Source organism: Nocardioides sp. NPDC004968 (assembly GCF_040608935.1).
In the GTDB taxonomy this organism is placed as follows: Bacteria; Actinomycetota; Actinomycetes; order Propionibacteriales; family Nocardioidaceae; genus Nocardioides.
Genome location: NZ_JBEXJF010000021.1, coordinates 1 through 26368 on the forward strand (window position 1 = coordinate 1; position 26368 = coordinate 26368).

Below are 26368 nucleotides of genomic sequence, written 5' to 3' on the forward strand. Positions count from 1 at the left end.
TTCTCCACCGCCTTGACGGAACCAGCATGGACAGCCTCGTCAAGACGACGCTCCAGCTCGGCCAGCTTCCCGGCAGTCGTGTGCAGATCGATCTCTGGCTGAGGAGTGGGTTCGGCGCTCACGGTGCTCCTTTGGACTTCGTGCGGTGCGAGGGCCAATCTAATCCTCGTGCCACCTATCCCGATGCGACGCCCGTCACTTGACCGCTCCCGGCTCGATGCGTTGCCGGGGGGATGGCGCGTCGAGGTCCTCGACGAGACGCCCTCGACCAATGCCGTACTGGCCGAGCGTGCGCGCTCGGGCGAAGCGCCTGGCCTGGTGATCACCACCGAGCACCAGACCGCCGGCCGGGGACGCCTCGACCGGGGCTGGACCACCCCGGCGCGCTCGGCGCTGACCGTATCCGTGCTGCTGCGGCCCTCGCCCTCGATCCCGGTCGAGCGGTGGCCGTGGCTCCCGCTGATGACCGGTGTCGCGGTCGCATCGGTGCTGCGGAAGAAGGGGTACGCAGCCGGGCTGAAGTGGCCCAACGACGTACTCATCGAGGGTCGCAAGGTCTGCGGGATCCTGATCGAGCGGATCGAGGCGCCTGAGGGTGCGGCCGCCGTGATTGGGTTCGGGCTCAACACCTCGCTGACGCGCGAGGAGCTGCCGATCGAGACCGCCACCTCGCTGGAGCTGGAGAGCGGCGTGCCCGTCGACCGCACCGAGATGCTGGCCGTGCTGCTGGAGGAGCTGGGTGCTGCGTACGAGATCTGGGGGTCGGACCCCGCCGAGCTGGCTCGCCGCTACCGGGAGCTGTCGGTGACCGTCGGTGAGCAGGTACGCGCCGAGCTGCCGGGTGGGGACGTCTGGGAGGGCGTGGCCACCGAGATCGACGACTTCGGCCGCCTGGTCATCGCGACCGACGAGGGGTCGCGGGTGGTCGGTGCGGGCGACGTCATCCACGCCCGGCTCCGTCCGCGATCGTGACGGACGGTTGTGACGGGCGGTCGTGACGAGCCGGATGGCATGATCTGTTCGTGGCGAAATCGAAGCAGCCCGTCAACCTGACCTCGGCGGAGGTCGCCGAGAAGGCCGGCGTGAGCCTGGACCAGGCGAAGCGCCTGTGGCGTGCGCTCGGGTTCCCGGAGATCAAGGACGACGAGGCCTTCTTCGACGAGGCGGACGTGCAGGCCCTGGCCAAGGCCAACGAGATCGCCGGCAACGGGCTGGTCAGCTTCGACCTGGTCGTCAACCTGACCCGCGGCATCGGGCAGTCGATGGCGCGGCTGTCCGACTACGAGGTCTCCGCGCTGCTGCACCACGTCGAGACCCAGAACGAGGACGACCGGACGCCCGCCGAGCTGCTGAAGGCGACCGTCTCGGTCTCCGAGCAGTTCGAGAGCGCGTTCGAGGAGATGATGATCTTCGCCTGGCGCCGGCACACGCGCGCCGCGCTCGCGCGGGCCGAGGCCTCGGTCGCCGGCCCCGAAGAGCAGCTGGGCACGGTCTGGCAGACGGTCGGGTTCGCCGACATCGTCTCGTTCACCGCGCTGTCGAACACGCTGACCGAGGAGAAGATCGGTGACCTGGTCGAGCTCTTCGAGTCGCGGTGTGCCGACGTGGTGGCGACCTGGGGCGGCCGGATCATCAAGTCGCTCGGCGACTCGGTGCTCTTCGTCAACGACGACCCGCTCCAGGCGTACGGCACCGCCGAGGGGATCATCAACGTGATCGGCCGGGACCCGCGGATGCCGGACGTACGTGTCGGGCTCGCCTCCGGCAACGTCGTCTCGCGTCTCGGCGATGTCTTCGGACCGCCCGTGAACATGGCCGCGCGGCTGACCGCCGTCGCCCGCCGCAACCGGATCATCGTCGACGAGGCGACCGCCGGGACGATGCCCGAGGACGAGTTCGAGACCCGGCGACTGGCCGCTCGACCGGTGCGAGGCTTCGGGATCGTGGAGCCCGTCGCCGTCCGCCGTGTCTGAATCGTGACCTTCAAGGGTGCTGTTGACCTGCGGTTTCGCGGATTTGTTCACATTCCGTTGTAGTTAACAGTCGATCAACGCCGGGTGCTGACTGCTTTACCTGACCATGCCTTCGTGGGCATGGTTGAGTGCGCCATTCGGGGGCGCACGTTTGTCATGCCCAATTCGTTGCACTCTGGCATGAAGATGTCAGTGGCAATATCGTGCAATCCTTTGCCAAGGGCTCTTTACCTCTTTAATGTCGGTCTCATGATCGAGGTACAGGAGATCAAGCTCGACCCGGAGACCCGGCGAGCATGGCGGAACAATGAGGAGCTGACGCTCTCTCGCAAGGAGTTCGACCTGGTCCACGCCCTGATCAAGAGGGCTGGCAACGTCGTCTCCCGTGACGAGTTGATGAGGGACGTGTGGAACGCGACCTTCTACACCTCGTCGAAGACCATCGACGTACACCTGGGATGGGTGCGTCGCAAGCTGGGCGACGACCCCCGGAAGCCCCATCTGATCACCACCCTGCGCGGCAAGGGCCTGCGCTTCGAGAAGGCCTGACCTTCGTTCACCTGCCGGGGGTCGGGTTTCGCGGATTGCGTGAGGGGGATCCGCGAAATCGGCCCCGGCGGGGCAGTTTCCTTATTCTGTCGTCGTGACCCTCGCACCGACCCTTGCGATCATCGGCGGCGGCCAGCTGGCCCGCATGATGGCTCAGCCTGCAATCGCGCTCGGCCTCCCGCTCCGGCTTCTCGCCGAGGGCGAGGGTGTCTCGGCCGCTCAGGTCATCCCCGACCAGCTGGTCGGCGACTACCGCGACCTGGACACGCTGAAGAAGGCCACCGAGGGCTGTGAGGTGGTCACCTTCGACCACGAGCACGTCCCGACCGAGCACCTGCACGCGCTCGAGGCCGGCGGCGTCGCGGTCCGCCCCGGTCCGGACGCGCTCGTGCACGCCCAGGACAAGGGCGTCATGCGCGCTCGGCTGACCGAGCTCGGCATCCCGTGCCCGCGCAACGCCATCGTGTCGTCCACGACCGAGGTCGAGGCGTTCGGCTTCCCGTGCGTCCTCAAGACCACCCGCGGTGGATATGACGGCAAGGGCGTCTGGGTCGTACGCGACGTCGCCGATGTCGCCGAGCCGCTTCGTGTCGCCGAGGAGGCGGGTGTCCAGGTCCTGGCCGAGGAGCTCGTCGACTTCCGCCGGGAGCTCTCCGCGATCGTCGCCCGTTCGCCGAGCGGCCAGGCCGCTGCGTACCCGGTCGTGCACACCTACCAGGAGAACGGCGTCTGCAAGGAGGTCATCGCTCCGGCGCACGACCTCTCGCCCGAGCTCGCCGTCCAGGGGGAGCAGATCGCGCTGCGCATCGCGGGTGAGCTCGGCGTCGTCGGCATCCTGGCGGTCGAGATGTTCGAGACCGTCGACGGCCGGCTGCTCGTCAACGAGCTCGCCATGCGCCCCCATAACACCGGCCACTGGACCCAGGACGGCGCCGTCACCTCGCAGTTCGAGAACCACCTGCGCGCGGTCATGGACCTGCCCCTGGGCTCTCCCGCGCCCCGCGCGAAGTGGTCGGTGATGGTCAACATCCTCGGCTCGACCCGGGAGAACGTCGGCCGCCTCTACGACGGCTACCCCCACGCCATGGCCCGCGACCCCCACCTCCGCGTCCACCTCTACGGCAAGGAGATGCGCCCGGGGCGCAAGGTCGGCCACGTCAACGTCTACGGCGACGACCTCGACGACTGTCTCGAGCGCGCCCGCCACGCCGCCGACTGGTTCCAGGGAGACCTCGGCAACGACTCCGACTGACCGAGAAATCACCTGCGCCGGACGAGACGTCACTTAGGTCGGTCGAAACGTCAGTTAGGTCGGTCGAGTTGTCACGGCGCTGCCGACTCGGCCTGCATAAGTGACGTTTCGACCTGCACAAGTGACGTCTCGGCGGGAGTTGGGCGAGGTCAGACGCCTAGGCGCTGGCGTTCGGTGGCGACGACGTCGCGGGCGATCTCGGCGTCGGAGGCTTCGGCGGCGAGGGTGGTGGAGGGATCCTCGGGGTGCGAGGTCTCGTACGCTTCGGGGCTGCTGGCGGCGGTGGCGCTGACCCGGGCGAAGTCGTCGAAGAGCTCGGCCTTGGCGGCGAGGATGTCGTGGACGCGCTGGTCGACTCCGACCTCCGAGAGCAGGCGGTGGACCTGGACGGACTGGAGCTGGCCCATCCGGCGGGCGCGGGCGATGGCCTGCCACTCGATGGTCGGCTTGAGTTGGGGCTCGCAGATGACGACGACGCTGGCCGACTGGATGTTGAGGCCGACGCCGCCGGCGACGATCTGGGTGATCAGCACGGCACCGTGCCCGGCCGCGGAGAACTCGTCGACCATCTGCTGGCGCTCCTCGGCGGGGACCGACCCGGTGAGCGGGCCGAAGACCTCGCCCGGCAGGAGCGTGACCAGGTCGTCGAGGACCTTCCTGAAGTGGGAGAACACGATGACGCGGCGGCCGTTCTCCTCGGCCTCGCCGACGATCTCGACCAGCCGCTCGACCTTCGCCGACGAGGTGCCCTGAAGCATCGCGGCCTGCCGCATGGCCATGAAGTTGCCGTCGCGGACGCACTCGGCGTACGCCCTCTCGTCGGCCACGGACAGGGGCAGCCAGTCCTCGACCTCGACGAGGTCGGGCAGCTCGGTGAGTACGTCCTCCTGGTTGCGGCGCAGGTAGACCGGGGCGACCTGCTTGCGGAACCGGTGGGGGTTGAAATCGTCGGCGGAGAGCAGCAGGTCGGGGCGGAGATAGGAGACCAGGTTGCGGAACTCGTCGATACGGTTCTCCATCGGCGTGCCGGTGAGCAGGATGGCGCGCTCGCAGGAGTCGAGGACGCGGCGTACGCGTTCGGTGCGCTGGGTGCGGGGCGACTTGATCATGTGCGCCTCGTCCACCACGACGCAGGCGACCTTGACCTGGTCGAGGAACGGCTGGATCGCGTTGAGTGTCTCGTAGGTGGTCACCGCGACGCCGCCCTGCTCGACCCAGATCTTGGCGGCCTTCAGGCGGCGGTTGCCGTGGAGACGGTGGGGGATCAGGGTCGTCTTCGAGTCGGTCTCGCGCACCCAGTTGGTGACCACGGCAGCGGGGCAGACGACCAGCGTGTGGGACGCGCCCATCGTGTGCAGATGAGCGAGCACGGCCAGCGACTGGAGCGTCTTGCCGAGCCCCATCTCGTCGCCGATTATCACCTTCATCTGCACCAGCGCGAAGCGGACGCCGAAGTGCTGGTAGCCGCGCAGCGACGCGGTCAGGTTGTTGGTGCGCAGCTCCTGCGCCCGCACCGCCTCGATGATCTCGGCCGACAGGTCACCGTGGATCTTGTCCTCGTCCTCGGTGAGGAAGCCGAGCTCGGAGAGCATCGCGTAGTAGTCGGCCGGCCGCTTCTCGAAGTCCTCCCACGGGTCGCCGGGGCGGTTGCCCGGGCGCACCCGGCGGGCCATCTCGGCCCGGTGTGCGATCGCCCGTAGCGCGCCCTGGAAGTCGTCGAGGCTGGCCGCGTTGGCCAGGATCAGATGGAACCTCGCGCCGCTGTCGAGCGACCGGGTCAGCGGCCGCAGCGACTGGACCAGGGCGAGCTCCGCCCCCGCGTCCTTCGTACGCCGCCCGGCCTCCCACTCCGCCAGCCGCGCGAGCAGCCTGGTGGCCGCCGGGGTGCGGCGCTCGTGGTCGATCGCGAGCGGCATCTCGTCGTAGGTGCGCTGCCACAGCGCCTGTGCCGCCTCCTGCATCCGCATTGCGGTGGCCGGGCCGACCCCGGGGAGTTGTCGCAGGTCAGAGGAGGGATGGATGACCTCGTGGACGGTATGGATCCCGGCCTCGAGGAGGGGTTCGACGCGTACGAGATCGGCGAGCTCGTCGACCGGCAGCGACCTGACCGCCGTGTCGGTGTCCGCGCTCCGGACCGCGTTGGCGGCGTCGGTCGCGGCTCGACGCGCGGGCTCCTCGGAGCGCCTGGCCTCGTTGAGGGCCTCGCCCTCGTTGCGCAGCACGAGGACGCCCTTGCGCGGAGCCAGCACCGCCTCGGAGCCGAGGTCGGAGAGCGCCTCCAGCAGACCGACGCTCGGCAGCAGCGCCTCGCGGATCCGTACCCGGCGTCGGGACGGGAGCCTGGCCAGCCCGTCGAGCCGCGCCGGCGCCTGGATCTCGCTCGCACGCTGGTGTAGATCGAGGACCTGTCTCCCCGCCAGCTCGGCCTCCCCGCGGCGGCTCCTGCGCACCAGCAGACGACGCGCCCCGGAAGCCTTCTTGGCCTGCGTCACGACGTCCGCGGCGTCGGCGAGCGAGTCGACGAGCTCCTGGGTGGTCTCCTCGACCGGCTCGAGCGCGTGACGCCGCGCGATCGCGGCCAGGCGCGGCCCGTCGCTCCGGTCCAGGGCGATGCTGCGCCAGGCCACCTGCGCCGCGCGCTTCAGCTCGGCCGCGCTCGCCCGGTAGTGGTCTACGGCCTCCGCCGCCTCCTGCTCGATCTCAGCCCGTGCGCGGGTCGCCGACGCCGCCTGCCGGGACCAGGACGCGACCTGCCGCACCCGGGACGGCAGCGCCTTGCGCTCCGCCTTGGTCAGCCCGGTGAACCGCTCGACCGCGGTCGGGTTCGGTCGCGCGCTGACGACGACGTCGGTGCTGGTAGCTGGATCCATCTGCCTTTGTGGGGTCGTGGGGGAGAGTGGCCAGCACACTAGCGGGCAGGACCGACACTCAGGTGACAGGCAGAGGTCGGGGCCATGACGCGACCCCTTCGTCGAGCGCGAGCTCGGCGTCGGCCTCGGCGGCGGCTTCGGGGTCATGGGTGGCGAGGACGACGATCGCCCCCCGCGCCGCCTCGGCCCGAAGCGCGGCGATCATCCGCTCCCGGTTGCCGGCATCCAGGTCGCTGGTGGACTCGTCGGCGAGGATCACCGCGGCCCGCATCGCGAAGGCGCGGGCGAGCGCGACCCGCTGCTGCTGACCGCCTGAGAGCTCGTCGACCAGGTGGCGTCCGGACTCCTGTAGACCGACCAGCTCAAGCGCGGTCTGCGTGCGCCTGCGCGCCTCGCCGGGTGTGGTGCCGAGAGCCAGCAGCGGTACCAGGATGTTCTCGGTGGCGTTGAGCGACCCGGCGAGCCCGTTGCCCTGCGGGATCAGAGCGACGCCGAGCCGCGCGGCCTTGTCTCGCCCGTCCAGCTGCGTCCCGTCCAGGCTGAGCCTGCCACCGGCCGGCGTGACCGCGCCCCCGAGAGCCCACAGCAACGACGACTTCCCGGCGCCGGAGGGACCGGTTACGGCGAGCATGTTCCCCGGGCGCAGGCGCAGATCGAGAGGACGCAGGGCGACCAGGTCGTCGTACGTCACGCTCAGCTGCTCAACAACCAGGTCACCCATCCTCGGTCCCTCCCTGCTCCGGCACCAGCTCGTAATGGTCGCCGGCCGGGTGGAAGCGAACCAGCGTCCCAGGCGGGAGATTGTCGCGTACGTGGTGCGGCAGCGGTAGGAACCCGTCGGCCGTCACCACGGCGTACTCTTCACCGCTGCGCCCCTCGCCACCGATCCGACCGTCGCGGATCGTGACGGTCCGAGGCAGAAACGTGGCGACATGCGGATCGTGGGTGACCAGTACGACGGTGGTGCCGTGAGTGCGGTTGATCCTTGCCAGGCGCTCGAGGACCCGATCGCGAGCATCATGGTCGAGTTGGCTGGTCGGCTCGTCGGCGAGGACCAGCCCCGGGCGCGTGCCGAGCGCGACTGCCATCGCCACCAGCTGCAGCTCGCCGGGAGTGAGTCGGGAGAGCGGGCGGTTGGCCACAGCCGGGATGCCGAGCTCCTCGAGCACGACCTCCGGCTCCGGCAGATCCATGCCGGCCAGGCGCGCGGTGTGCTGCGCGAAACGTATGTTGGCCGCCGGTGTGGCGTAGGGCAGCAGGTTGCGCGCTGCGCCCTGCAGGATCAGTGAGACATGGGTCGCCTTGAGCCTGTCGAGCTCCTTCGTCGATGCCGCCGAGACCTCGTACTCGCCCACGAAGATCTTGCCGGCGCTGGGCCGGAACAGGCCCGCAAGCAGGCTCATCAGCGTCGACTTGCCCGACCCGGACGGACCGAGCAGCCCCATCAGCTCGCCGGCTCCGACATCGAGGTCGATGCCCGAGAGCGCGGCCACGTCATGCCCGTCGGCGTGGTAGATGTGCACCAGTCCGTGGGTGCGGATCGCCAACCCGTTCATGCGGTCTCCCGGAGTCGGTCGAATCGAACCGTGGCGGCCACCGAGCGACCGAGAACCACGGCGGTCGCGCAGAGCACGATCAGGCACCCGATGGTGGTCGTCGCGACTGCCAGCCAGGGGATGCTCAGATCGGTGACGTCGACCTCCGGTGGAATTGCAAACAGCGGGATATCCGGCAGGGTCAGTGCAGCGCCGATCGCGCCACACGCTGCACCGGCCACGACCCCGACGAGTACCGAAAGCAACTGGGCGTCGGTGGGAATCCGAGCGACGGTCCGCTGGCCCACTCCGGCTAGCCTCAACGCGGTCAGGTCCATGGCCCGGACACGCCAGCTGGTGACGGTGAGCACAGTCAGCGCGACCACCGCGAGGAGCACCGCGGCGATTCCGACCACGCCACCGAGCCAGAGGCTCCAGGATGCCATCGAGGCATCCAGGTTGTGGCGTACGCCGGTCAGGGTGCGGGTGTCAGCCGCGAACACTCCCTTGCTCGCGAGTGCGTCGGTGACCTTGTCGATGAACGCCGGGTCCTCAGAGGCGAACCAGATCGAGATGCTGGACTCGGAGTCGGGCTCGGCGAGCTTCTTGGCGGTGGCGAGGTCGACCACGGTGAGGTCGGGTCCGTCACCAGGGATCCGGTCGACGACCGCGACCCGCCTGGCCTCCTGCAGGATCCCGTCGACACCGTGGACCTTCACCTTGTCGGCCTCGACCTCCGCGGGCTCGCCTGCGGCGATGGTCGGAATCGGCGTCCGGGCGGGCCCGGCGGAGAGAGCCGCCCAGGCCTTCTGGCTGGGTGCACCTTCGGCGAAGAGCGCGATTCGACTGAACGCCTCGGGCTCGACCGCGAGGGTGGCGATACCACCGCTGGGTGCGGCAGTGCGTACGACCGGAGTCACTCGCGTCCCGTCGGGGTCCAGGTCGGCCAGCACCGACTCGACCTCCGTCAACCGCGTCGCGGTGAGAGAGGTGCTCTGTAACTCGACCACAGCTGGTGCCCCGACAGCCTGCTCGGCGGCAAGTCCGCGGTTGCGATCGCCGACCACCAGCCCGCAGACCGAGAAGACCGCGAGAGCCCCGGCAACCGTGGCCAGAGCGACCGTACGCCGCGTCATGATGCTCCGCGAGGCGTCCAGTAGCGAGACTCCGGCCCGCAGGCGGCCCTGCTGGAGGAGTGATCCACCCAGCCGGGCAGCGGCCGGAGGAAGGATGTGGGCGAGAACCAGTCCGACGAACACTGAGAGCAGGGCCGGCGCGGCCAGAGCGAGAGCGCCGGTGAGGCTGCTGGTCGCGAAGGCGACCACCCCGACACCAGAGACAGCGATCGCGATCGCGTCGCCGACGCCTGGGAGCCATCCGGGGCGATGGCCCGCCGTCCGGTGCAGGAGCGTGCCGAGCGGTTCGCGGGCGACCCGGATCACGGCGGCGTACGTCACCAGCACGAGCACCGCCACCGCGATGAGGATGGCGACCAAGAGACCGCGGGGCAGCTCGAACGGTGGGTCGCCGGGCAAGATGTAGGTGCGCGCCAGCCACGAGCCGATCAGGGCGACCGCCGCTCCGGGCACGACCCCGAGCAATGCCGCCGGAACAAGCTCGCGCATCAGCAGCGTCCTGGCACCCGCGGTCCCGCGTCCGCGCAAGCGGGCAACCACGACCTCGAACCGGCGCTGATCGGTTGCCGCGCGCAGCATCAGCCAGAGCACGAGGAGGCCGAGGAGCCCGAGCTGACACAGCAGCAACGGGACGGTGGTGCGACCTTGCTCGATCTGCGCGTCTACCTGCTCGGCGAGCGCCGGCAGCGACGTGACGGCGCTAGGGGACGGGTCGTCACGTGCCGTCGAGTCGGTGGCCGCGCCCGCCTGATCCTCGAGCATGGTCCTGAGCCGGGCTATGTCGGTTGCGATGGTCTCGAGCTCGTGGACCCCAATGGTCTGTGTTCGTAGTCGGTAACCGACCCACGGGCGCTCTCGGGACAAGATGGGCGTGGGCGTGGCGAACGTCGACTCGTCGGTCAGCCAGACATCGTGCCGCGCTAGGTCACCGTCGGCGACACCTGCCAGACCTTCGAGCTGCAATCCCTGCCACCAGTCCGGGTCAGCGGCGCGGTAGACGCCGACGATCTCATATTGGACGATCGGCGGATCCGGGTTGCCGGGGGTGGCCACGAGTGACGACGCCTCGGCATTGACGGTCGTCCCCACGGCGAACCCGTAGGCATGCGCCTCGTTCTCGGAGACCATGATCTGTCGGCTTGCGGACGGACAGGAGCCGACAGTGACCACGACGTGCTCACACTGGCCCGCACGCCACCAAAGGTCACCCTCGATGGTGTCGAAGCGACCCAGGTCCAGCTCTGTCGTTGCCGAATTCCCCCGCACGGGCTTCTGAAACAGGTGATCAGCGCCGGGAATGAGGCCTAGCAGATCATCCGGAGCAGTGCGGAGGGACCAACCGGCGTCCGGCCCATAGATCTGCAGGTCGCGCACCGCGCTCGGTGCATCCTCGAGGATCACGGAGACAGCCGCCTGCTGCATCGCCCGGTCATAGAGAGGTGCGAAGGCCGCGCAAGCTGTGACCAGGGCGGACAGGAGGGCGATGACCACGACCTGGCCGGCGCGGAACCTCAGAGCCGACAGCATCGGGCCACGATGGCAAAGTCCGACAGGTTCGGAAACCGAAATACGACACGGCCCAAGTGCCCGCCGTTGTTCAGCAATCTCCTAGATGACGTCGCCGCGTCGGCCCCGGTTCCGTCAGGGAGGCTTCGCTCGGCCTAGCCTGTCCCCATGAGTGCGCGCGTGGGGATCGTGATGGGGTCCGACTCCGACTGGCCGACGATGAAGGCTGCGGCCGAGCTTCTCGACGAGTTCGGGATCGAGTGGGAGGCCGATGTGAAGTCGGCCCACCGGATGCCGCAAGAGATGCTCGACTACGGTCGCGAGGCCGCCGGTCGCGGCATCTCGGTGATCATCGCCGGCGCCGGTGGGGCGGCTGCGCTCCCGGGCATGCTGGCCTCGGTCACCCCGCTCCCGGTGATCGGCGTCCCGGTGCCGCTGAAGTACCTCGACGGCCTCGACTCGCTGATGTCGATCGTCCAGATGCCCGGTGGCATCCCGGTGGCCACGGTGGCCATCGGCAACGCCAAGAACGCCGGCATCCTCGCCGCCCGCATCCTCGGCGTCGCCGACCCAGAGCTGCAGCAGAAGCTGGTGGCGTACGAGAAGTCACTCGCCGAGCTGGCGGCCGCCAAGGGCGAGGTCGTCCGCAACGCCACCTCCTGAGTTTCAGGGCAGGAGCGAGAGCCCCTTGACCAGCTTGTCGATGATCCGGCGGGGGCCGAAGAGGCTGACCGCGTAGTAGGACATGTCGGCGCTGCGACTGTTCCCGACGGCGTACAGGTAGTCGTCGTAGACCCTCGTGTGCTGCGCCTGGGTGGGCATGTCGATCACCGCGACCCCGGGCTGGGCGACCGCCTGACGCCGCAGGTCGGTCAGCCGCTGTGCCGGGGCGCCCAGGACCGTACACCCGATCCAGGGCAGGCCCGGGTGTGCCGAGTCGTCGGCATCGACCGCGTCCTCCCCGAGGAGGCCGACCGTACGCTGCGTGGTCGCCCCCGCGACGCAGACTGCGGCGTTCACCGCGCGTCCGGCGGGAAGGGCCTGGTCGACGACGACCACCCACTTGAATGGCACGTCCCGCGTGCTCGCGGACTGGTCGATCTCGTCCGGTGCGAACCCGACCCTGGCTTCCTCGACGTCTGTGCTCATCACTCTGACTCCTGTCATTCGCCAACTGATTCGAGGACAAGTCTTGAGAATGTCAGGACTGAGCGCAATCACACCGGTCATTGTCAGGAGGGTCGGTTAATCTGGCGTGCATGGACGAAGTCGACCGTCAGATTCTGGCTGCCTGGACGATGGATGCACGGCGGAGCCTTCGGGACATCGCCGCAGAAGTCGGCGTCTCGGCGACCACCGTGCACGACCGCGCGCGGGCGATGCAGCGCCGCGGGCTCATCCGCGGGGCGTACCTCGATCTCGACCTGCGCCAGATCGACCGGGGCGTGCAGGCGCTCGTCGCCGTGCGGATCCGACCGCCCTCGCGCGCCAACATCGAGTCCTTCCGCGACTGGGTCGGCGCGCTCCCGGAGGCCATCGGCGTCTTCGTCACCTCCGGCCGGATGGACTTCATCGTCCACGTCGCGGTCGCCGACAACGACGCGCTCTACGCGTTCGTGATCGACCGGCTCACCTCGCGAGCCGAGATCGCCGACGTGGAGACCTCGGTGATCTACGAGCACCTGCGGACGATGACGTTCGAGCCGTAGCCCTTATGCCTGTGCGCCGGACCTGCCGCGCTGGAACCAGATCTTGCTGGGGCAGGTGTCCATGACCATGGGTACGCCGGCCGCGGTGGTGCGCTCGAAGGCCGACTCGTCGACCACACCCATCTGGAACCAGACCCCGCCGGCGCCGATCGCCACGGCCTCGTCGGCGAACTGGCCAGCGGCCTCGGAGCGGCGGAAGACGTCGACGACGTCGATCTTCCCGACGGCCGCGGCGGCGTCGGCCAGGGTCGCGTAGACCTTCTCGCCGAGCACCTCCTTGCCCTCTGCCGCGGCCCCCGGGTGGATCGGGATGATCCGCTTCCCGTGCTGCTGGAGCTCCTGCGCGATCGAGTAGGCGGTTCGCCACGGGTCGCCCGAGAGGCCGACGATGGCCCACGTCTCGGAGTCGTCGAGGAGCTTGTCGATGGTGTCCTGGTCAAGCCATGCCGAGGTCATGTAGCGCACAACAACAACCTGGCTCGGAGGATTCCGTGACCCGCCGACGTAGCGGCGACTTACTGGCGAGTAGCAAACAGGCATAGACTCCGGGACATGAGTGCCGAGTACCCGTTGTTCGCCCTCTCCGAGGAGCACCAGGAGATCCGCAAGGCCATCCGCGAGATCTGTGACGCGAAGATCGCGCCGGCCGCTGCTGCGGTCGACGAGGAGGCTCGCTATCCGCAGGAGGCCCACGACGCGTTGGTCGAGACGGAGTTCTTCGCGCCGCACGTGCCGGAGGCGTACGGCGGTGTCGGTGCCGACGCCCTCGCGACCGTTCTGGTCATCGAGGAGATCGCTCGTGCGGACGTCTCGGCCTCGCTGATTCCCGCGGTGAACAAGCTCGGCTCGCTGCCGGTGCAGATCGGTGGCTCGGAGGAGCTGAAGAAGAAGTACCTCGGCAAGCTCGCCGCAGGTGAGGGCAACTTCTCCTACTGTCTCTCCGAGCCCGATGCGGGCTCGGATGCGGCCAACCAGAAGACCCGGGCCGTACGCGACGGCGACTTCTGGGTGCTCAACGGCGTCAAGCGCTGGATCACCAACGCGGGTGTCTCGGAGTACTACACGGTGTTGGCGGTGACCGACCCGGAGAAGCGCTCCAAGGGGATCTCCGCGTTCGTGGTGGAGAAGTCCGACGAGGGCGTGTCCTTCGGTGCGCCGGAGAAGAAGCTGGGCATCAAGGGTTCGCCGACGCGCGAGGTCTACTTCGACAACGTACGCATCCCCGCCGACCGGCTCATCGGTGAGGAGGGTATGGGCTTCACCTACGCCATGCAGACCCTGGATCACACCCGGATCACCATCGCGGCTCAGGCCGTCGGTGTCGCGCAGGGTGCGCTGGACTACGCGCTGGGCTACATCAAGGAGCGCAAGCAGTTCGGCAAGCCGATCGCGGAGTTCCAGGGCCTGGAGTTCATGGTCGCCGACATGGGCATGAAGATCGAGGCCGCCCGCCAGCTCACCTATGCCGCGGCGGGTCGTTCCGAGCGCGGCGACAAGGACCTGACCTTCTTCGGCGCCGCGGCCAAGGCGTTCGCGAGCGATGTCGCGATGCAGGTCACCACCGACGCCGTGCAGCTGTTGGGTGGCTACGGCTTCACCCGCGACTACCCGGTCGAGCGGATGATGCGTGACGCCAAGATCACCCAGATCTACGAGGGCACCAACCAGGTCCAGCGGATCGTCATGGCCCGCCAGCTCCTCGCCGGCATCCAGTCGACTCTGTGACCGATCGGTGCACCGCGCCGGTGTCGGCGGGTGCACCGATCGATCAGGTGCACGATCCATGCACCCGTGATCCCCGCAAAGGTGCACGGATCGTGCATCGATGGCGAAGATCAAGCCGAGCACGCGGCGGGGGCCGCGCTTCGTACGCCTCTTCAGTGGTGTGTACGTCTCCGCCGACGCTCCGGCAACGCCGTTGCAGCGGGTCCAGGCTGCCCTCGTCCCGTTCCGGGGACACGGCTTCGCGAGCCACGCGTCCGCGGCCAGGGTCTACGAGGTGCCGATCCCGACGCTGCCCGACGAGCATGCGACGGTGACGGCCGCGGCCCACCGGCGTACGCATCCTGGCATCGTCTGCCATGTGATGCGGAAGCCGCGAGCGGTGGTTCTCGACGGCATCGGCGTCTCTTCACCTGACCAGCTCTTCACCGAGCTCGCGAGTCAGGTGAGCCTGGTCGACCTCGTAGTCGCGGGCGACCACCTCGTACGCCGTCACCGTGGCGTGACTGCGTCGACGTTGGCCGATTTCGCGGCGACCGGCGTCCTGCCCGGCTCGCGCGTTGCTGCCACGGCTGCGGGCTACGTACGCGAGAACGTGCGCTCCCCGATGGAGACTCGCCTTCGCATGTTGATCGTGCTCGCGGGACTCCCCGAACCACGCATCAACGCCCTCGTCGGCACCGGAGACGGCATGCTCAAGCGGGAGCATGATCTGGTGTACGCGGCGTCGAAGACAGTGGTCGAGTACGACGGCCAACAACACGCTGCTGAGCAGTGGGAGCGTGACCTCGAGCGACGTGAGGAGGCCGACGATGACGGCTGGCGCATCCTGACCGTCGTAGCGAAAGGCATCTACCGTCGACCCGACCTGACTCTGGAGAAGATCCACCGGGTGTTGCTGGAACGAGGTGAACCCGGAGTGCCGAAGCATCTCTCGGATGCCTGGCGTCCCCACTTCCCGGTGGTGCGCTAGCAGCCGTGAACGATCTGTGCACCTAAGCAGTGCTCGCCGATGCCTGGATCGTGCATGTGCACGATTGGTGCATTCGAGTTGGCGGTGTCGGTGCACCGATCGTGCACGACTGGCTGGTGGCTATCGTGTGCCTTATGAGGAACGACGGGTTTCGGCTCCGCGAGTGGGAGGAGTCGGATGCGGCGGTCCTGCTCGCTGCGTACGCCGGTGCTGGGATGGAGACCGAGCGGCCGGAGGACGTGGCCACCATCGAGGATGCGAAGCGGCTGATCGCCGGGTGGGCTGAGGACGCGGTCGCGGACCGGGCCTACACCTTTGCAGTCATCGACGGCGTCGACATCCTCGGGCAGATGCGGGTCACCACCCAGATGCGGGTCCACAGCATCGGCTGGATCTCCTACTGGACCCTCGAGAAGCACCGCGGGCGCGGTGTCGGCAGCACCGGCCTGAAGCTGTTGGCCAGGCACTGCTTCGACGAGCTCGACCTCTTCCGCCTCGAGACCGGCCACCGGATCGACAACCCCGGGTCGTGCCGTGTCGCCACCGCGGCAGGCTTCCTCGTCGAGGGCCGCGAACGCCAGAAGCTGCTCTACGACGGCGTCCGCTACGACACCGAGACCCACGCCCGGCTGGCCACCGACCCCGACCCCGCCTGACGCCGAGAGGGCGCGTACGTCGGCCGAGGCGTCACCCCGGTCGGGCGAGGCGTCGCGTACGTCGCGCGAAGCGTCGCTCCGGCGAATCGAGATGTCCTTGGTGACATCTCGCCCGACGTAAGTGACGCCTCGGCTGACCTAGACGACGCCTCGCCCGACGTACGTGACCTTTCGGCCGACCGGGTTGACGCTTCGGCCGACGGGGGTGACGGCTCGCGAGGTCAGTCTTGGACGCGGCCGCGGAGCTGTTTGGTCTGGCCGCGCTGGCGCTTGGCGTCGAGACGGCGCTCCTTGGAGCCACGGGTGGGCTTGGTGGGGCGGCGGGTGGGAGGTGGCGGGGCGAGGAGCTCGCGGATGCGGAGGGCCAGTCGCTCGCGCGCGGCGATGCGGTTGCGGTGCTGGGAGCGCTGCTCGTGGGAGACGACGAGGAGCGGCCCCGAGGAGCGGGCCAGGAGGCGGGCGAGCTGGCGCTCGTCGAGGGCGGATGATGCGGCCGGGTCCCAGGAGAGCTCGACGCGGGAGTCGGTGGTGTTGACCGACTGCCCGCCGGGGCCGGGGGAGCGGGAGAAGCGTTCGACCAGCTCGGTGTCGGGGATGACGAGACCTTCGGGCAGCCCAGGGCCCGGTGGTACTCGAAGATCCTTCACTCGAAGAACCCTAGACCGCGGGTCTACCGAGCGGCGGGCCCGGTCGAGTCGCGCACCACGAGCTCGGCGGGGACCCGCTGCCGCCGGGCGCGTGAGCCGGGCTCCTTCAACGCCAGCGTCAGCGCCCGGGCGCCCATCTCGGCCATCGGCAGGCGGACGGTGGTGAGTCCGGGGGATAGGTCCTGGGCGACGGCGACGTCGTCGAACCCGCTGACCGAGACCTGGCCGGGCACCGAGACGCCGGAGCTGCGCAGCTGGGAGAGGCACCCGATGGCCATGTCGTCGTTGAGGGCGATGACGGCGGTCGTACGCGGGTGGTCGGCGAGCATCCGGCGGATGCACTCGCGACCGCCCTCGCGGGTGAACGGCCCCTCGAGGACGGGTACGTCGCGGGCGTCGAGCCCCGCCGCCTCGAGCGCGTCGCGCACTCCCTCGAGTCGGTCGGCGACGGTGGTCAGCTCCAGGGTGCCCGAGACGACCACGATGCGCCGGTGGCCCAGGCCGAGGATGTGCTCGGCAACGGCGCGGCCGCCGGGGCGGTTGTCGGGCAGCACGCTGTCGACTCCGAGGTGGTGCCGGCCGACGACGGCGACCCGGCCGCCTGCCTCCGCGTAGCGCTGCACCTCGAAGCGCATCGGCGCCTCGACCGAGGCGTCCACGAAGCCCGACCCCGCGATCAGGATCGCGCCGACGCGGTTGGCCACCAGGCTGCGTACCTGCTCGACCTCGGCCTCGGGGTCGCGGCCGGTGTGGCAGATCTGGACGGTGCGCCCGTGTTCGGCGGCGAGGCTGAGCACGCCGCTGGCGATCTCGGAGAAGTAGGGGTCGCCGATCTCGTGCACGACGAGCCCGATTGTGGCGGTCGATCCGCTGGCGAGCGAGCGGGCATGGAGATTGGCGACATAGCCGAGCTCGCGTGCCGCCTGGCGGACCTTCTCGGCCACCGAGTCGCTGACACCGGGGGTTCCGGAGAGCGCGCGGGAGGCGGTTGCGATCGACACGCCGGATGCATGCGCGACGTCGATCAGGCGGGGGGAGCTGTTGGTTCGGACCATCGATGCCCCTTGTCGTCAGGAATGTGACTCTTGCCACACTAAGCGAGAGTGGGTAACGTCATCGTAAACGCTTACGTAAGCGCTTTCGTAGAGGAGACCCGCAGATGCGCTTCACGAAGATCCCCACCGCGAGCAAGCGGTCCAGAGCAACCCTGGCTGCCGCGGCGGCCGTGACTCTCGCCTCCACCCTCGCCGCCTGTGGCGCCGCCGAGGAAGGAGGCAGCGACGACGAGATCGTGATCGGCATCTCGCTGCCCCTGACCGGCGACTTCAGCGAGCCCGGCAAGGGCATCCAGCGCGGATACGAGGCCTGGGCCGAATACGTCAACGCCAACGGCGGCCTGCTCGGCCGCGACGTACGACTGGAGATGCTCGACGACCAGTCCAGCGCCGAGCGTGTCGCCGCCGACTACGAGAAGCTGATCAACCAGGAGCAGGTCGACCTCGTCGTCGGGCCGTTCTCGACCCGCCTGGTGATCCCGGCCGCCCAGGTCGCCCAGGACTACGGCTTCCTCTTCGTCGAGCCTGCCGGTGCGGCGCCCGAGGTCTTCGAGGAGGGCTTCGACAACCTCTTCTACGCCGCCCCCGCCGTCGCGAACGACCACTACAAGCTCCTCGCCGAGCACATCCTGGCGATGCCGGAGAGCGAGCGGCCCAAGACCGCGGCGTACGCCTCCATGGACGACCCGTTCGCCCAGGGCACCGCCTACGGCCTCAAGGACGCGCTGGAGGAGGGTGGCGTCAAGACCGTCGCGGACGAGGTCTACCCGCCCAACACGACCGACTTCAGCGGCATCGCCGCCAAGATCGCCGACAGCAAGGCCGACATGGTCGTGGGTGGCAGCCAGTACCAGGACGGCGTCAACCTGATCGTCGCGCTGCAGCAGCTCAACTACCAGCCCAAGCTGGCCGCGTTCTCGACCGCGCCGACCGAGACCGAGTTCGCCGAGGCGATCGGCGACAAGACGCAGGGCATCATCGCGCCGACCGGCTACACCACGAAGGCGGACTACCCCGAGAACCAGGAGTTCGTGAAGTTCTACGAGGAGAAGCACGGCGAGGCGCCCGGTGAGGACGAGGCCAACGCCTGGACCACGGGTCAGGTCGTCGCGGCAGCGGTCGAGGCGGTCGAGTGCGCCGAGCCCGACCCCGACTGCCAGTCCAAGCTGATCGACTGGCTGCACGAGAACGAGGTCGAGACCGTCGTCGGGCCGCTGAGCTGGGACGAGAAGGGTCGCCCGCAGAGCGCCCACATGATCCAGCAGTGGGTGGACGGCGAGATCAAGATCGTCCTGCCCGAGGACCAGGCCGAGGCCGAGTTCATCTACCCGAAGCCGGCGTGGTGAGCCGATGTCAGGACCACTCCTTCTGCAGAGCCTGATCCTTGGGCTGCTGCTCGGAGGCCTCTATGCCCTGCTCGCCGCCGGCCTGACGCTCTACTTCGGCGTCATGCGGGTCGTGATGATCGCCCACTCCGCGTTCCTGATCCTGGCTGCGTACCTGGCCTGGTTCTTCACCACGCAGACCGGACTCGACCCGCTGCTCTCGCTGATCATCACCGTGCCGCTCTTCTTCGCGGCCGGCTATGGGATGCAACGGGCGCTGCTCTCCCGGCTGCGGCCGGCGACGCTGACCATGATGTCGGTGCTGCTGACCTTCGCGATCGCGCTGGTCATCGAGGGCGGCCTCGGATACCTCTTCTCCGGCACCCAGCGGCGGATCCAGCTCGACTACTCCAGCGCGAGCCTGGAGCTGTGGGGAGCACGGATCGCGGTGGTCAAGCTGGTCGCCTTCGGGCTGGCCGCGGTCTCGCTCCTGGCGCTCTACCTGCTCCTCAAGAAGACCCGCTTCGGCCAGGCGCTGCGCGCCACGATCCAGCACCGTGAGGCCGCCCAGCTGCTCGGCATCGACACCGACCGGATCGCCGGCTTCGGCTTCGGGCTCGGCCTGGCGACCGCGGCGGTCGGTGGCACCGCGCTGGCGCTCGACGCCACCATCTATCCCTCGCTGCACTGGCACTGGATCGGACCGTTGATGGCGATCATCGTGATCGGCGGCCTCGGCAGCATCCCCGGCGCCGCGGTCGCGGCGATGGTCCTCGGCGTGACCCAGAGCCTGCTGCAGATCCCGATGGGCACCACCTGGGCGCAGACGGTCTTCTACCTCGCCCTCTTCGCCACCCTCATGTTCCGCCCCCAGGGATTCTTCGGAGGTCGCCTTGCTCAGCGCTTCTAAGCACAGAGAAAGCCGTACGCATCCGGGCCGATCCGTCCTGGTGACGAAGCTCGTCGCGGCCGCGGTCGCACTGGGCCTCGTGCTCGCCTTCCCGGCGCTCGCGCCGGACCCGTTCATCCTGTCAGTGGGCGTGGTGATCGCCAGCTACGCCGCGCTCGCGGTGGCGTGGAACTTCGTCGGCGGGCTGACCGGCTACATCTCGCTGGGTCACGCCGCCTACGCCGGGCTGGGTGGCTACGGCACCGCCCTGCTGGTGACCGAGGCCGGGGTGAACCCGTGGGTCTCGATGGTCCTCGCGGCCGTGCTCGTGGGCCTGGCGGCGGTGCCGATCGGGATCGCGTCGCTGCGGGTCCGGGGCGCCTCGTTCGTGATCGTCTCGATCGCGCTGGTGCTCATCCTGCTGCTGGTCGCGCAGAGCTGGGCCGACGTGACCGGCGGGTCCAACGGGCTGCGGGTGCCGCGGCCGTTCGGCACCGACGTACTCCGGCCCGAGCAGCACGAGCGGTTCTTCTACCTGTTCGTGGCGTTGACCCTGGTCGCCCTCGTGCTGTGGTGGGTGATCGACCGGTCGCGGCTCGGCACCGGACTCAAGGCGATCCGGGAGGACGAGGACAAGGCCCAGGCGCTGGGCGTGCCCACGTTCGCCTACAAGCTGGTCGTCTTCGTCGTCTCGGCGTTCATGACCGCGATGGCGGGCGGGATGTACGCCCTCTGGTTCGGCTCGCTCGACCCGATCTTCCAGTTCTCGATCCTGACCGGTTCCTATCTGGTGCTGATGTCCCTGCTCGGCGGCGTACGCAGCCTGCTCGGTCCAGTCGTCGGCGCGGTGATCGTGGGCTACGCGGTCGAGTTCTTCAAGAACCAGTACGGCGACACCCAGCTGCACCTGGTCGCGCTCGGTCTGCTGCTCGCCCTGGTCGTGCTCTTCATGCCCGACGGGGTCATCCCCTGGCTGACCGCGCAGTTCGACCGGTTCCGACCCGGCGACACCTCGATCCGCGAGGTCGACGCCGCCCAGCTGGCCGAGGAGCGCAAGGCGCTCGAGGAGACGAAGTCATGAGCGCAGCGAGCGAGCAGTTCCTGACGACCCAGAACCTGACCAAGGCGTTCGGCGGCGTACGCGCCGTGGACGAGGCCACGGTCAGCTTCCAGGAGGGCAAGATCAACGCCCTGATCGGCCCGAACGGGTCGGGCAAGACCACCTTCTTCAACTGCGTGACCGGGATGATCCGGCCCGACTCGGGCACGGTGACCTACCAGGGTCGCGACGTGACCGGCCACGCACCTCACCGGATCGCGCGGGCCGGGCTCGGGCGCAGCTTCCAGCTGTGCCGGATCTTCCCGCGGATGACTGTGCTCGACAACGTGCTGGCCGGGGTCCGGTCCAAGGGGCTGGTCCACCGGCTGCGCGGGGCGCACAACCCCGACGACATCGCCCGGGCGCGGGAGCTGCTGGCCCGGGTCGGCATCGAGCACCTCGAGCGCAGCGAGGCCCGCGACATCTCCTACGGGCAGCAGAAGCTGCTCGAGCTCGCGGGGGTGCTGATGGCCGAGCCCGACACGATCATGCTCGATGAGCCCGCCGGCGGCGTGAACCCGGCGCTGATCGGCCGGATCGCCACGCTCGTGCGCGAGCTCAACGCTGAGGGCCGCACCTTCGTCATCGTCGAGCACAACATGGAGCTGGTGATGAGCCTCTCCGACCATGTCGTGGTCTTCGACCGCGGCCGCCCGATCGCCTCCGGTGCGCCGGCGGACGTGCAGAACGACCCACGAGTCCTGGAGGCCTACCTTGGTGTCTGAACCTCTTCTCGAGCTGCGCGACATCGAGGCCGGCTACGGCCGTGCGGCGCTGGTGCTGCGAAGCCTCACCGTCACCGTTCCCGCAGGTCAGATCGTCTGTCTGGTCGGCCCGAACGGAGCCGGCAAGTCCACGGTGCTCAAGGTCGCCAGCGGCATGCTGACGCCCCGCTCGGGGACCATCACCGTCGACGGTGTCGACGTCACCCGCAACGGGCCGCAGCAGATGCTCCGCGCGGGCATGGCCCATGTCCTCCAGGGCCACTCCGTCTTCAAGGAGATGACCGTGGCCGAGAACGTCGGCCTGGGCGCCTACACGGTGCGCGACGCGGCCGCGATCCAGGAGCGGACCGACTTCGTGAAGACGCTCTTCCCGGTCGTCGCCGAGCGGTGGAACGCCCTCGCCGGCGCGCTCTCGGGCGGCCAGCAGAAGCAGGTCGAGTTCGCCCGCTCGCTGATGGTGAGCCCGAAGGTGGTGCTGCTCGACGAGCCCAGCATGGGCCTGGACCCGAAGACCACGGCGACCGTGTTCGAGCAGGTCGTACGCATGCGGGACGCCGGTCTGGCGGTCCTGCTCGTCGAGCAGAACGCCCGGCGGGCCCTGGAGTCGGCGGACCTGGGCTGCGTACTCGATCTGGGGAAGGTGCACATCGCAGGGGCCGCTGCCGACCTGCTCGCCGACCCGCGCATGGCCGAGCTCTACCTCGGGGGAGCCGCAACAACCTCAGCAGGGACCACCGACGGTCCCGATTAGGGGAAGGGAAAGCACCATGAGATGGAAGCTGAACCGAATGGTGGGGCGAGGCGTACGCGCCGGTGTGGTCGCCCTCGCAGTGGCTCTGGCCGCTCCGGTCGCCGGAGCCCATGCCCAGACACATACACAGCCGACCGAAGGACCCGGCCTGGCCGTGGTCAAGCCCAGGGCGAGCCTCGCCGACTGGGATCCGGTGACCGATGACAAGTGGGCCTTCGAGGGCGGCCAGGTGATCCTGACCGAGCCTGGGACGGCGCAGCCCGGCCCGCGACGCCCCTTCGAGTACGCCGTGGTGACCAAGGGTCCCCAGCTCGGCTCGCTGACCTACCGCGCCGAGGTCCGCATCGACGAGGCCGTCGAGGTCACCAACCGCGACGTGATCCTGGTCTGGAACTACCAGTCCCCGACGCGCTTCTACTACGCCCACCTCTCGACCGACAACACCATCTACCCCCACAACGGCATCTTCGTGGTCAACGACGCCGACCGGCTGCGCATCGACCACCAGTGGAACGGCACCGTCGGCGCCGCGCCGTCGATCACCGACGCCGAGTGGCACGACGTACGTCTCGACTACAACGCCCGCACGGGCGCGATCGCGGTCTACCTCGACGGTGCCGACGAGCCCCGGATGACCGCCACCGACACCACCTTCACCGGAGGCCGGTTCGGCTTCGGTTCCTTCGACAACTTCGGTCGCATCCGTGACGTCACCGTCGCGGGCCTCCGTCATCGCTGAACCTCGGTAAGGAGAGAACACACCCATGGGAACCTCACGTCTATGGGGCGGTCTCGCGGTGGGCGCCATGCTCGCCGCGCTACTCACCCCCACACTCTCTGCCAACGCCGCCATCCCCGGCAGCGAGCCCGTCCCCGACCCCATCCCCGAACAGCCTCTACGCAGCAGTCTCGGCCTCGTCCTCCAGGAGGTCGCACAGCTGCCGAAGACCGAGCCTTATCCCGCCCCCACCGACCAGCGCCTGGTCCGTCAGAACCGCATCAACTTCATCGGCGAGGTCCCCGACGGCTCGGGCCGGATGTACGTCCCCGACCTCAACGGGCCGATGTATCTGCTCGAGGGCGGACAGCAGCACGAGTACCTCAATCTCCGTGACCACTTCGTCGACTTCTGGTCCGGTGCCGGGCTGGGCAGCGGCGCCGGGTTCATCACGTTCCACCCCGAGTTCGAGACGAACGGGCTCTTCTACACCACCCACACCGAGCGCTTCGGCGGCTTCGCCAAGACGCCCACCTTCCCGTCGCAGACCAACCCCGGCTCCGGACGCACGGTCAGCGTGGTCACCGAGTGGGATGCCACCGATCCTGCGGCCGACACCTTCGAGGGCACCAGCCGTGAGGTGATGCGGATCGACTTCGCCGGCCAGATCCACGCCATCCAGCAGATCGACTTCAACCCGACCGCCAGGCCCGGCGACGAGGACTACGGGCTGCTCTACATCGCCTCGGGCGACGGCGGCAACGGCGTCCGCAGCGACGACCCGCAGAACCTCGGGAACCCGTTCGGCAAGATCCTGCGGATCGACCCGCTCGCCCGCGACGGGCGCAACGGGGCGTACGGGGTCCCGGACAGCAACCCGTTCGTCGACCGCGAGGGTGCGATCGGCGAGATCTGGGCGTACGGCATGCGCGACCCGCACCGGTTCTCCTGGGACGTCGAGAAGGGCACCTTCCTGCTCGGCCACATCGGCCAGCACGCGATCGAGGCCGTCTACGACGTACGCGCCGGGGACAACCTCGGCTGGAGCGAGATCGAGGGCCGGCTGCTCTACGACAACACCGACGAGTGTGCCCTCTACACCGTCCCGGACGACTACGACATGTCCGGCTTCACCCTTCCGGTGGCCTCCTTCGACCACGACCCGCCGGCCAACTACTCCTGCACCTCCGACAGCGGCCACGCGGTCAGCGGCGGTGTCGTCTACCGTGGCCGGTTCAACGACCTGAAGGGCAAGTACGTCTTCGGGGACCTGGTCAACGGCGAGGTCTACTGGACCGATGCCAAGCAGATGCGCCGGGGGAGCAGCCGGGAGGCGACCCTGCACCAGATGCAGCTCTTCGACACCTCGGGCAAGCGGCTCTCGATGCAGGACTTCGTCGACGACCCGCGCGTCGACCTGCGTTTCGGCACCGACTCCCGCCGCAACCTCTACCTGCTGGCCAAGGCCAACGGGAAGATCTGGAAGGTCGTGAACACGGTGCACCGGCCCTGGCCGAGCGAGGTCGTGCCGTCGCTGCGCGAGGACCTGGTCAGCTACTACGACTTCGAGCACCCCTTCGCCCCGGGGTCGCGCGAGGAGGACCAGGGCTTCTCGCGGACGCTGCTGAACCAGGTCAACGGCGGCAACGCCATGCAGGTGCGCGACTCGGCCTACCGGACCAGCAACAACGCGCTGCAGACCCAGCAGCTGAACCCGGAGGTCAACGGCAACGACGACTGGAAGGCAGGGTCGTGGAACCAGAACGGGGTCGCGTCGCTGGCGCCGTTCGCGGGAGCCGAGCAGATCACCGTGGCCGGCTGGTTCAAGGTCGACATGGACGCGCCGGCACTCAACTCGGTGACCGCTGATCCGACGGACCGGTTCAACGCGATCGGACTGGCCGGGGTGCTCTCGGGCAACTCCGACGGCCATGGCGTACGCGCCCTGCTCGAGCTCATCAACGTCGACGGCACCCTGCGCCTGGTCGCGCTGGGACGCCGGCTCGACGAGGGGGCCTCGCAGACCTTCGCCGCCTCGGCGGACTGGCAGACCCTGCTGCCACGAGGTCAGTGGGTGCACCTGACGGCGACGTTCGACTACACCACGGGCAAGATGGCGCTCTACCGCAACGGCAAGGCCGTCGAGGGGTTCTACACCACTCCCGGTGACCCGTGGCAGGTTGACGGCACCGGCACCTCCGACACGTTGCCGCGCGGCTACAAGGTCGGCGGATCGTTCCCGCAGGACACCGTCGAGCGGAACCCGTGCAACTGCCGGATGGACTCGCTGATGTTCCTCGACCGGGCGATCACGCCGGACGAGGCGCGAGCCCAGTATCAGCGGTTCGTCAACGGCCGCTGAGCCTGTGAGCGTCCGCGGCCCGGTTCAGCGAACCGGGCCGTGGACCTCGCTGCGTAGCCGCGCCATGGTGGCGTCGAGGTCGGCCGCGGTGCGGGCCGCGGCGCCGAGCTCGTCGCGCAGGGTCGTGGGGACGGTGCCGTCGTACTTGTAGTAGATCGAGTGCTCGACGCTGGCCCAGAAGTCCATCGCGATCGTGCGGATCTGCAGCTCGACCGGCACGTCCACCGCCCGGTCGGAGAGGTAGACCGGGACCTTGATGATCAGGTGGAGGCTGCGGTAGCCGTTGGCCTTCGGGTCGGCGATGTAGTCCTCGACCTCGACCACGTCGACATCGGACTGGCTGCCCAGCATCTCCATGATCCAGTAGACGTCGGAGACGAACGGGCACACGACCCTGATCCCGGCGATGTCGCGGATCTGCTGCTCGAGCGCCTCGAGGGTGAGCGGGCAGCCGATCTTGCGGGCCTTGGCGAGGAGGCTGTCGGGCGTCTTGAGCCGGGTGCGTACGTGCTCGATCGGGCTGTGGTCGTGAGCGTGCTCGAACTCCTCGCGCAGGATCGCGATCTTGGTCGAGACCTCGTCGATCGCGAACTTGTAGCGCATCCGGAACTTGGCCAGCTCGCGCGCCATCTCGTCGCTACTCGTCCCGACGAGATCGATCAACCCGTTGATCGGGTTGTCGTCGACTGTTGTCATTGTCCCCTCCTGACAGAGCCATCTTTACAGGCGTCGACAAGACGGCAGCGCGGTGCCCAGCATGAGACCGGGGCGAGCGGCCCGGGCCTCACCAGGTCTTCCGTCCCTCGTCTGGACACCAACGTGCGCTCGGCCGGACGTGCCCGATACAGTGACACCCCTCGGGGGATAAATACCCCTCGGGGGATACGAGGTCTGTTCGGGCTACTGACAAGAAGGA

25 protein-coding genes are annotated in these 26368 nt (G+C 68.8%); 16 read left to right on the forward strand and 9 right to left on the reverse strand.

Annotated elements, in window-relative coordinates:
• Window positions 1-183: 183 nt before the first annotated feature.
• The 4 genes from ABZU72_RS18540 to ABZU72_RS18555 all read left to right on the forward strand — a co-directional run bounded on the left by ABZU72_RS18540 (window position 184) and on the right by ABZU72_RS18555 (window position 3774).
• On the forward strand, window positions 184-972 hold the full coding sequence (locus ABZU72_RS18540; protein ID WP_355020301.1) for a biotin--[acetyl-CoA-carboxylase] ligase: 789 nt from the start codon (window positions 184-186) through the stop codon (window positions 970-972).
• A 50-nt stretch (window positions 973-1022) separates the two neighbouring features.
• On the forward strand, window positions 1023-1973 hold the full coding sequence (locus ABZU72_RS18545) for an adenylate/guanylate cyclase domain-containing protein (RefSeq protein WP_355020302.1): 951 nt from the start codon (window positions 1023-1025) through the stop codon (window positions 1971-1973).
• Window positions 1974-2222: 249 nt separating this feature from the next.
• Window positions 2223-2522, forward strand: coding sequence for a winged helix-turn-helix domain-containing protein (locus tag ABZU72_RS18550; RefSeq protein ID WP_355020303.1), 300 nt, complete (start codon window positions 2223-2225; stop codon window positions 2520-2522).
• Window positions 2523-2616: 94 nt separating this feature from the next.
• On the forward strand, window positions 2617-3774 hold the full coding sequence (locus tag ABZU72_RS18555; RefSeq protein WP_355020304.1) for a 5-(carboxyamino)imidazole ribonucleotide synthase: 1158 nt from the start codon (window positions 2617-2619) through the stop codon (window positions 3772-3774).
• 149 nt (window positions 3775-3923) lie between these two features.
• Here ABZU72_RS18555 and ABZU72_RS18560 read toward each other — a convergent pair whose 3' ends face one another.
• From ABZU72_RS18560 to ABZU72_RS18575, 4 genes are read right to left on the reverse strand one after another with little or no spacing between them, the layout of a single operon-like run.
• On the reverse strand, window positions 3924-6644 hold the full coding sequence (locus ABZU72_RS18560; protein ID WP_355020305.1) for a DEAD/DEAH box helicase: 2721 nt from the start codon (window positions 6642-6644) through the stop codon (window positions 3924-3926).
• Window positions 6645-6702: 58 nt separating this feature from the next.
• Window positions 6703-7365: an ATP-binding cassette domain-containing protein gene (locus ABZU72_RS18565; protein ID WP_355020306.1), complete on the reverse strand. Its 663-nt coding sequence runs from the start codon at window positions 7363-7365 to the stop codon at window positions 6703-6705.
• A complete protein-coding gene (locus ABZU72_RS18570; RefSeq protein ID WP_355020307.1) occupies window positions 7358-8200 on the reverse strand; it encodes an ATP-binding cassette domain-containing protein in 843 nt (280 codons plus the stop codon). Before ABZU72_RS18570 ends, ABZU72_RS18565 begins: the two co-directional genes overlap by 8 nt.
• The gene (locus ABZU72_RS18575) at window positions 8197-10842 is read right to left on the reverse strand and encodes an FtsX-like permease family protein (protein WP_355020308.1); all 2646 of its coding nucleotides are present in this window, start codon (window positions 10840-10842) and stop codon (window positions 8197-8199) included. Before ABZU72_RS18575 ends, ABZU72_RS18570 begins: the two co-directional genes overlap by 4 nt.
• A 147-nt stretch (window positions 10843-10989) precedes the next feature.
• Between ABZU72_RS18575 and purE the strand changes: the two genes are divergently transcribed.
• On the forward strand, window positions 10990-11484 hold the full coding sequence (gene purE / locus ABZU72_RS18580; protein ID WP_355020309.1) for a 5-(carboxyamino)imidazole ribonucleotide mutase: 495 nt from the start codon (window positions 10990-10992) through the stop codon (window positions 11482-11484).
• Window positions 11485-11487: 3 nt separating this feature from the next.
• Here the strand turns inward: purE and ABZU72_RS18585 are convergent, their stop codons facing one another.
• On the reverse strand, window positions 11488-11970 hold the full coding sequence (locus tag ABZU72_RS18585; protein ID WP_355020310.1) for a DUF2000 domain-containing protein: 483 nt from the start codon (window positions 11968-11970) through the stop codon (window positions 11488-11490).
• A 110-nt stretch (window positions 11971-12080) separates the two neighbouring features.
• Here ABZU72_RS18585 and ABZU72_RS18590 point away from each other — a divergent pair, with 110 nt between their 5' ends.
• Entirely contained in the window at window positions 12081-12530 is a 450-nt protein-coding gene (locus ABZU72_RS18590) for an Lrp/AsnC family transcriptional regulator (RefSeq protein WP_355020311.1), read from the forward strand.
• A gap of 3 nt (window positions 12531-12533) precedes the next feature.
• Here ABZU72_RS18590 and ABZU72_RS18595 read toward each other — a convergent pair whose 3' ends face one another.
• Window positions 12534-12986, reverse strand: a complete 453-nt coding sequence (locus ABZU72_RS18595; protein ID WP_355020380.1) for a CoA-binding protein — start codon at window positions 12984-12986, stop codon at window positions 12534-12536.
• Window positions 12987-13082: 96 nt separating this feature from the next.
• Here ABZU72_RS18595 and ABZU72_RS18600 point away from each other — a divergent pair, with 96 nt between their 5' ends.
• The 3 genes from ABZU72_RS18600 (at window position 13083) to ABZU72_RS18610 (ending at window position 15881) form a co-directional block, all read left to right on the forward strand.
• Window positions 13083-14255, forward strand: coding sequence for an acyl-CoA dehydrogenase family protein (locus tag ABZU72_RS18600; protein WP_355020312.1), 1173 nt, complete (start codon window positions 13083-13085; stop codon window positions 14253-14255).
• Between the two features lie 100 nt (window positions 14256-14355).
• On the forward strand, window positions 14356-15225 hold the full coding sequence (locus ABZU72_RS18605; RefSeq protein WP_355020313.1) for a DUF559 domain-containing protein: 870 nt from the start codon (window positions 14356-14358) through the stop codon (window positions 15223-15225).
• A 134-nt stretch (window positions 15226-15359) separates the two neighbouring features.
• Entirely contained in the window at window positions 15360-15881 is a 522-nt protein-coding gene (locus ABZU72_RS18610) for a GNAT family protein (protein WP_355020314.1), read from the forward strand.
• Window positions 15882-16102: 221 nt separating this feature from the next.
• On the opposite strand, the gene arfB is transcribed toward ABZU72_RS18610, so the two are convergent.
• Both arfB and ABZU72_RS18620 read right to left on the reverse strand, forming a co-directional pair.
• A complete protein-coding gene (gene arfB / locus ABZU72_RS18615) occupies window positions 16103-16528 on the reverse strand; it encodes an alternative ribosome rescue aminoacyl-tRNA hydrolase ArfB (protein ID WP_355020315.1) in 426 nt (141 codons plus the stop codon).
• Between the two features lie 23 nt (window positions 16529-16551).
• A complete protein-coding gene (locus tag ABZU72_RS18620) occupies window positions 16552-17583 on the reverse strand; it encodes a LacI family DNA-binding transcriptional regulator (RefSeq protein WP_355020316.1) in 1032 nt (343 codons plus the stop codon).
• Window positions 17584-17687: 104 nt separating this feature from the next.
• Here ABZU72_RS18620 and ABZU72_RS18625 point away from each other — a divergent pair, with 104 nt between their 5' ends.
• From ABZU72_RS18625 to ABZU72_RS18655, 7 genes are read left to right on the forward strand one after another with little or no spacing between them, the layout of a single operon-like run.
• Entirely contained in the window at window positions 17688-18929 is a 1242-nt protein-coding gene (locus ABZU72_RS18625) for an amino acid ABC transporter substrate-binding protein (protein ID WP_355020317.1), read from the forward strand.
• Between the two features lie 4 nt (window positions 18930-18933).
• On the forward strand, window positions 18934-19818 hold the full coding sequence (locus tag ABZU72_RS18630) for a branched-chain amino acid ABC transporter permease (protein ID WP_355020318.1): 885 nt from the start codon (window positions 18934-18936) through the stop codon (window positions 19816-19818).
• 40 nt (window positions 19819-19858) lie between these two features.
• Window positions 19859-20878, forward strand: a complete 1020-nt coding sequence (locus tag ABZU72_RS18635) for a branched-chain amino acid ABC transporter permease (protein ID WP_355020319.1) — start codon at window positions 19859-19861, stop codon at window positions 20876-20878.
• The gene (locus tag ABZU72_RS18640) at window positions 20875-21621 is read left to right on the forward strand and encodes an ABC transporter ATP-binding protein (RefSeq protein WP_355020320.1); all 747 of its coding nucleotides are present in this window, start codon (window positions 20875-20877) and stop codon (window positions 21619-21621) included. The genes ABZU72_RS18635 and ABZU72_RS18640 overlap by 4 nt, the downstream gene beginning before the upstream one ends.
• The gene (locus ABZU72_RS18645; protein WP_355020321.1) at window positions 21614-22372 is read left to right on the forward strand and encodes an ABC transporter ATP-binding protein; all 759 of its coding nucleotides are present in this window, start codon (window positions 21614-21616) and stop codon (window positions 22370-22372) included. Before ABZU72_RS18640 ends, ABZU72_RS18645 begins: the two co-directional genes overlap by 8 nt.
• Before the next feature lie 16 nt (window positions 22373-22388).
• Complete coding sequence (locus ABZU72_RS18650; RefSeq protein ID WP_355020322.1) at window positions 22389-23111, forward strand: hypothetical protein; 723 nt, start codon at window positions 22389-22391, stop codon at window positions 23109-23111.
• A 25-nt stretch (window positions 23112-23136) separates the two neighbouring features.
• Window positions 23137-25452, forward strand: a complete 2316-nt coding sequence (locus tag ABZU72_RS18655) for a PQQ-dependent sugar dehydrogenase (protein WP_355020323.1) — start codon at window positions 23137-23139, stop codon at window positions 25450-25452.
• A 24-nt stretch (window positions 25453-25476) separates the two neighbouring features.
• On the opposite strand, the gene ABZU72_RS18660 is transcribed toward ABZU72_RS18655, so the two are convergent.
• A complete protein-coding gene (locus tag ABZU72_RS18660) occupies window positions 25477-26148 on the reverse strand; it encodes a GTP pyrophosphokinase family protein (RefSeq protein ID WP_355020324.1) in 672 nt (223 codons plus the stop codon).
• Window positions 26149-26368 lie beyond the last annotated feature (220 nt).

Excerpts from the sequence above, each read along its gene's own strand:
- ABZU72_RS18540 (WP_355020301.1), top strand. The coding sequence starts at position 184 with ATGCGACGCCCGTCACTTGACCGCTCCCGGCTCGATGCGTTGCCGGGG.
- ABZU72_RS18550 (WP_355020303.1), top strand. The coding sequence starts at position 2,223 with ATGATCGAGGTACAGGAGATCAAGCTCGACCCGGAGACCCGGCGAGCA.
- ABZU72_RS18560 (WP_355020305.1), bottom strand. The coding sequence starts at position 6,644 with ATGGATCCAGCTACCAGCACCGACGTCGTCGTCAGCGCGCGACCGAAC.
- ABZU72_RS18565 (WP_355020306.1), bottom strand. The coding sequence starts at position 7,365 with ATGGGTGACCTGGTTGTTGAGCAGCTGAGCGTGACGTACGACGACCTG.
- ABZU72_RS18570 (WP_355020307.1), bottom strand. The coding sequence starts at position 8,200 with ATGAACGGGTTGGCGATCCGCACCCACGGACTGGTGCACATCTACCAC.
- ABZU72_RS18575 (WP_355020308.1), bottom strand. The coding sequence starts at position 10,842 with ATGCTGTCGGCTCTGAGGTTCCGCGCCGGCCAGGTCGTGGTCATCGCC.
- purE (WP_355020309.1), top strand. The coding sequence starts at position 10,990 with ATGAGTGCGCGCGTGGGGATCGTGATGGGGTCCGACTCCGACTGGCCG.
- ABZU72_RS18585 (WP_355020310.1), bottom strand. The coding sequence starts at position 11,970 with ATGAGCACAGACGTCGAGGAAGCCAGGGTCGGGTTCGCACCGGACGAG.
- ABZU72_RS18590 (WP_355020311.1), top strand. The coding sequence starts at position 12,081 with ATGGACGAAGTCGACCGTCAGATTCTGGCTGCCTGGACGATGGATGCA.
- ABZU72_RS18595 (WP_355020380.1), bottom strand. The coding sequence starts at position 12,986 with ATGACCTCGGCATGGCTTGACCAGGACACCATCGACAAGCTCCTCGAC.
- ABZU72_RS18600 (WP_355020312.1), top strand. The coding sequence starts at position 13,083 with ATGAGTGCCGAGTACCCGTTGTTCGCCCTCTCCGAGGAGCACCAGGAG.
- ABZU72_RS18605 (WP_355020313.1), top strand. The coding sequence starts at position 14,356 with ATGGCGAAGATCAAGCCGAGCACGCGGCGGGGGCCGCGCTTCGTACGC.
- ABZU72_RS18610 (WP_355020314.1), top strand. The coding sequence starts at position 15,360 with ATGAGGAACGACGGGTTTCGGCTCCGCGAGTGGGAGGAGTCGGATGCG.
- ABZU72_RS18620 (WP_355020316.1), bottom strand. The coding sequence starts at position 17,583 with ATGGTCCGAACCAACAGCTCCCCCCGCCTGATCGACGTCGCGCATGCA.
- ABZU72_RS18625 (WP_355020317.1), top strand. The coding sequence starts at position 17,688 with ATGCGCTTCACGAAGATCCCCACCGCGAGCAAGCGGTCCAGAGCAACC.
- ABZU72_RS18630 (WP_355020318.1), top strand. The coding sequence starts at position 18,934 with ATGTCAGGACCACTCCTTCTGCAGAGCCTGATCCTTGGGCTGCTGCTC.
- ABZU72_RS18640 (WP_355020320.1), top strand. The coding sequence starts at position 20,875 with ATGAGCGCAGCGAGCGAGCAGTTCCTGACGACCCAGAACCTGACCAAG.
- ABZU72_RS18650 (WP_355020322.1), top strand. The coding sequence starts at position 22,389 with ATGAGATGGAAGCTGAACCGAATGGTGGGGCGAGGCGTACGCGCCGGT.
- ABZU72_RS18655 (WP_355020323.1), top strand. The coding sequence starts at position 23,137 with ATGGGAACCTCACGTCTATGGGGCGGTCTCGCGGTGGGCGCCATGCTC.
- ABZU72_RS18660 (WP_355020324.1), bottom strand. The coding sequence starts at position 26,148 with ATGACAACAGTCGACGACAACCCGATCAACGGGTTGATCGATCTCGTC.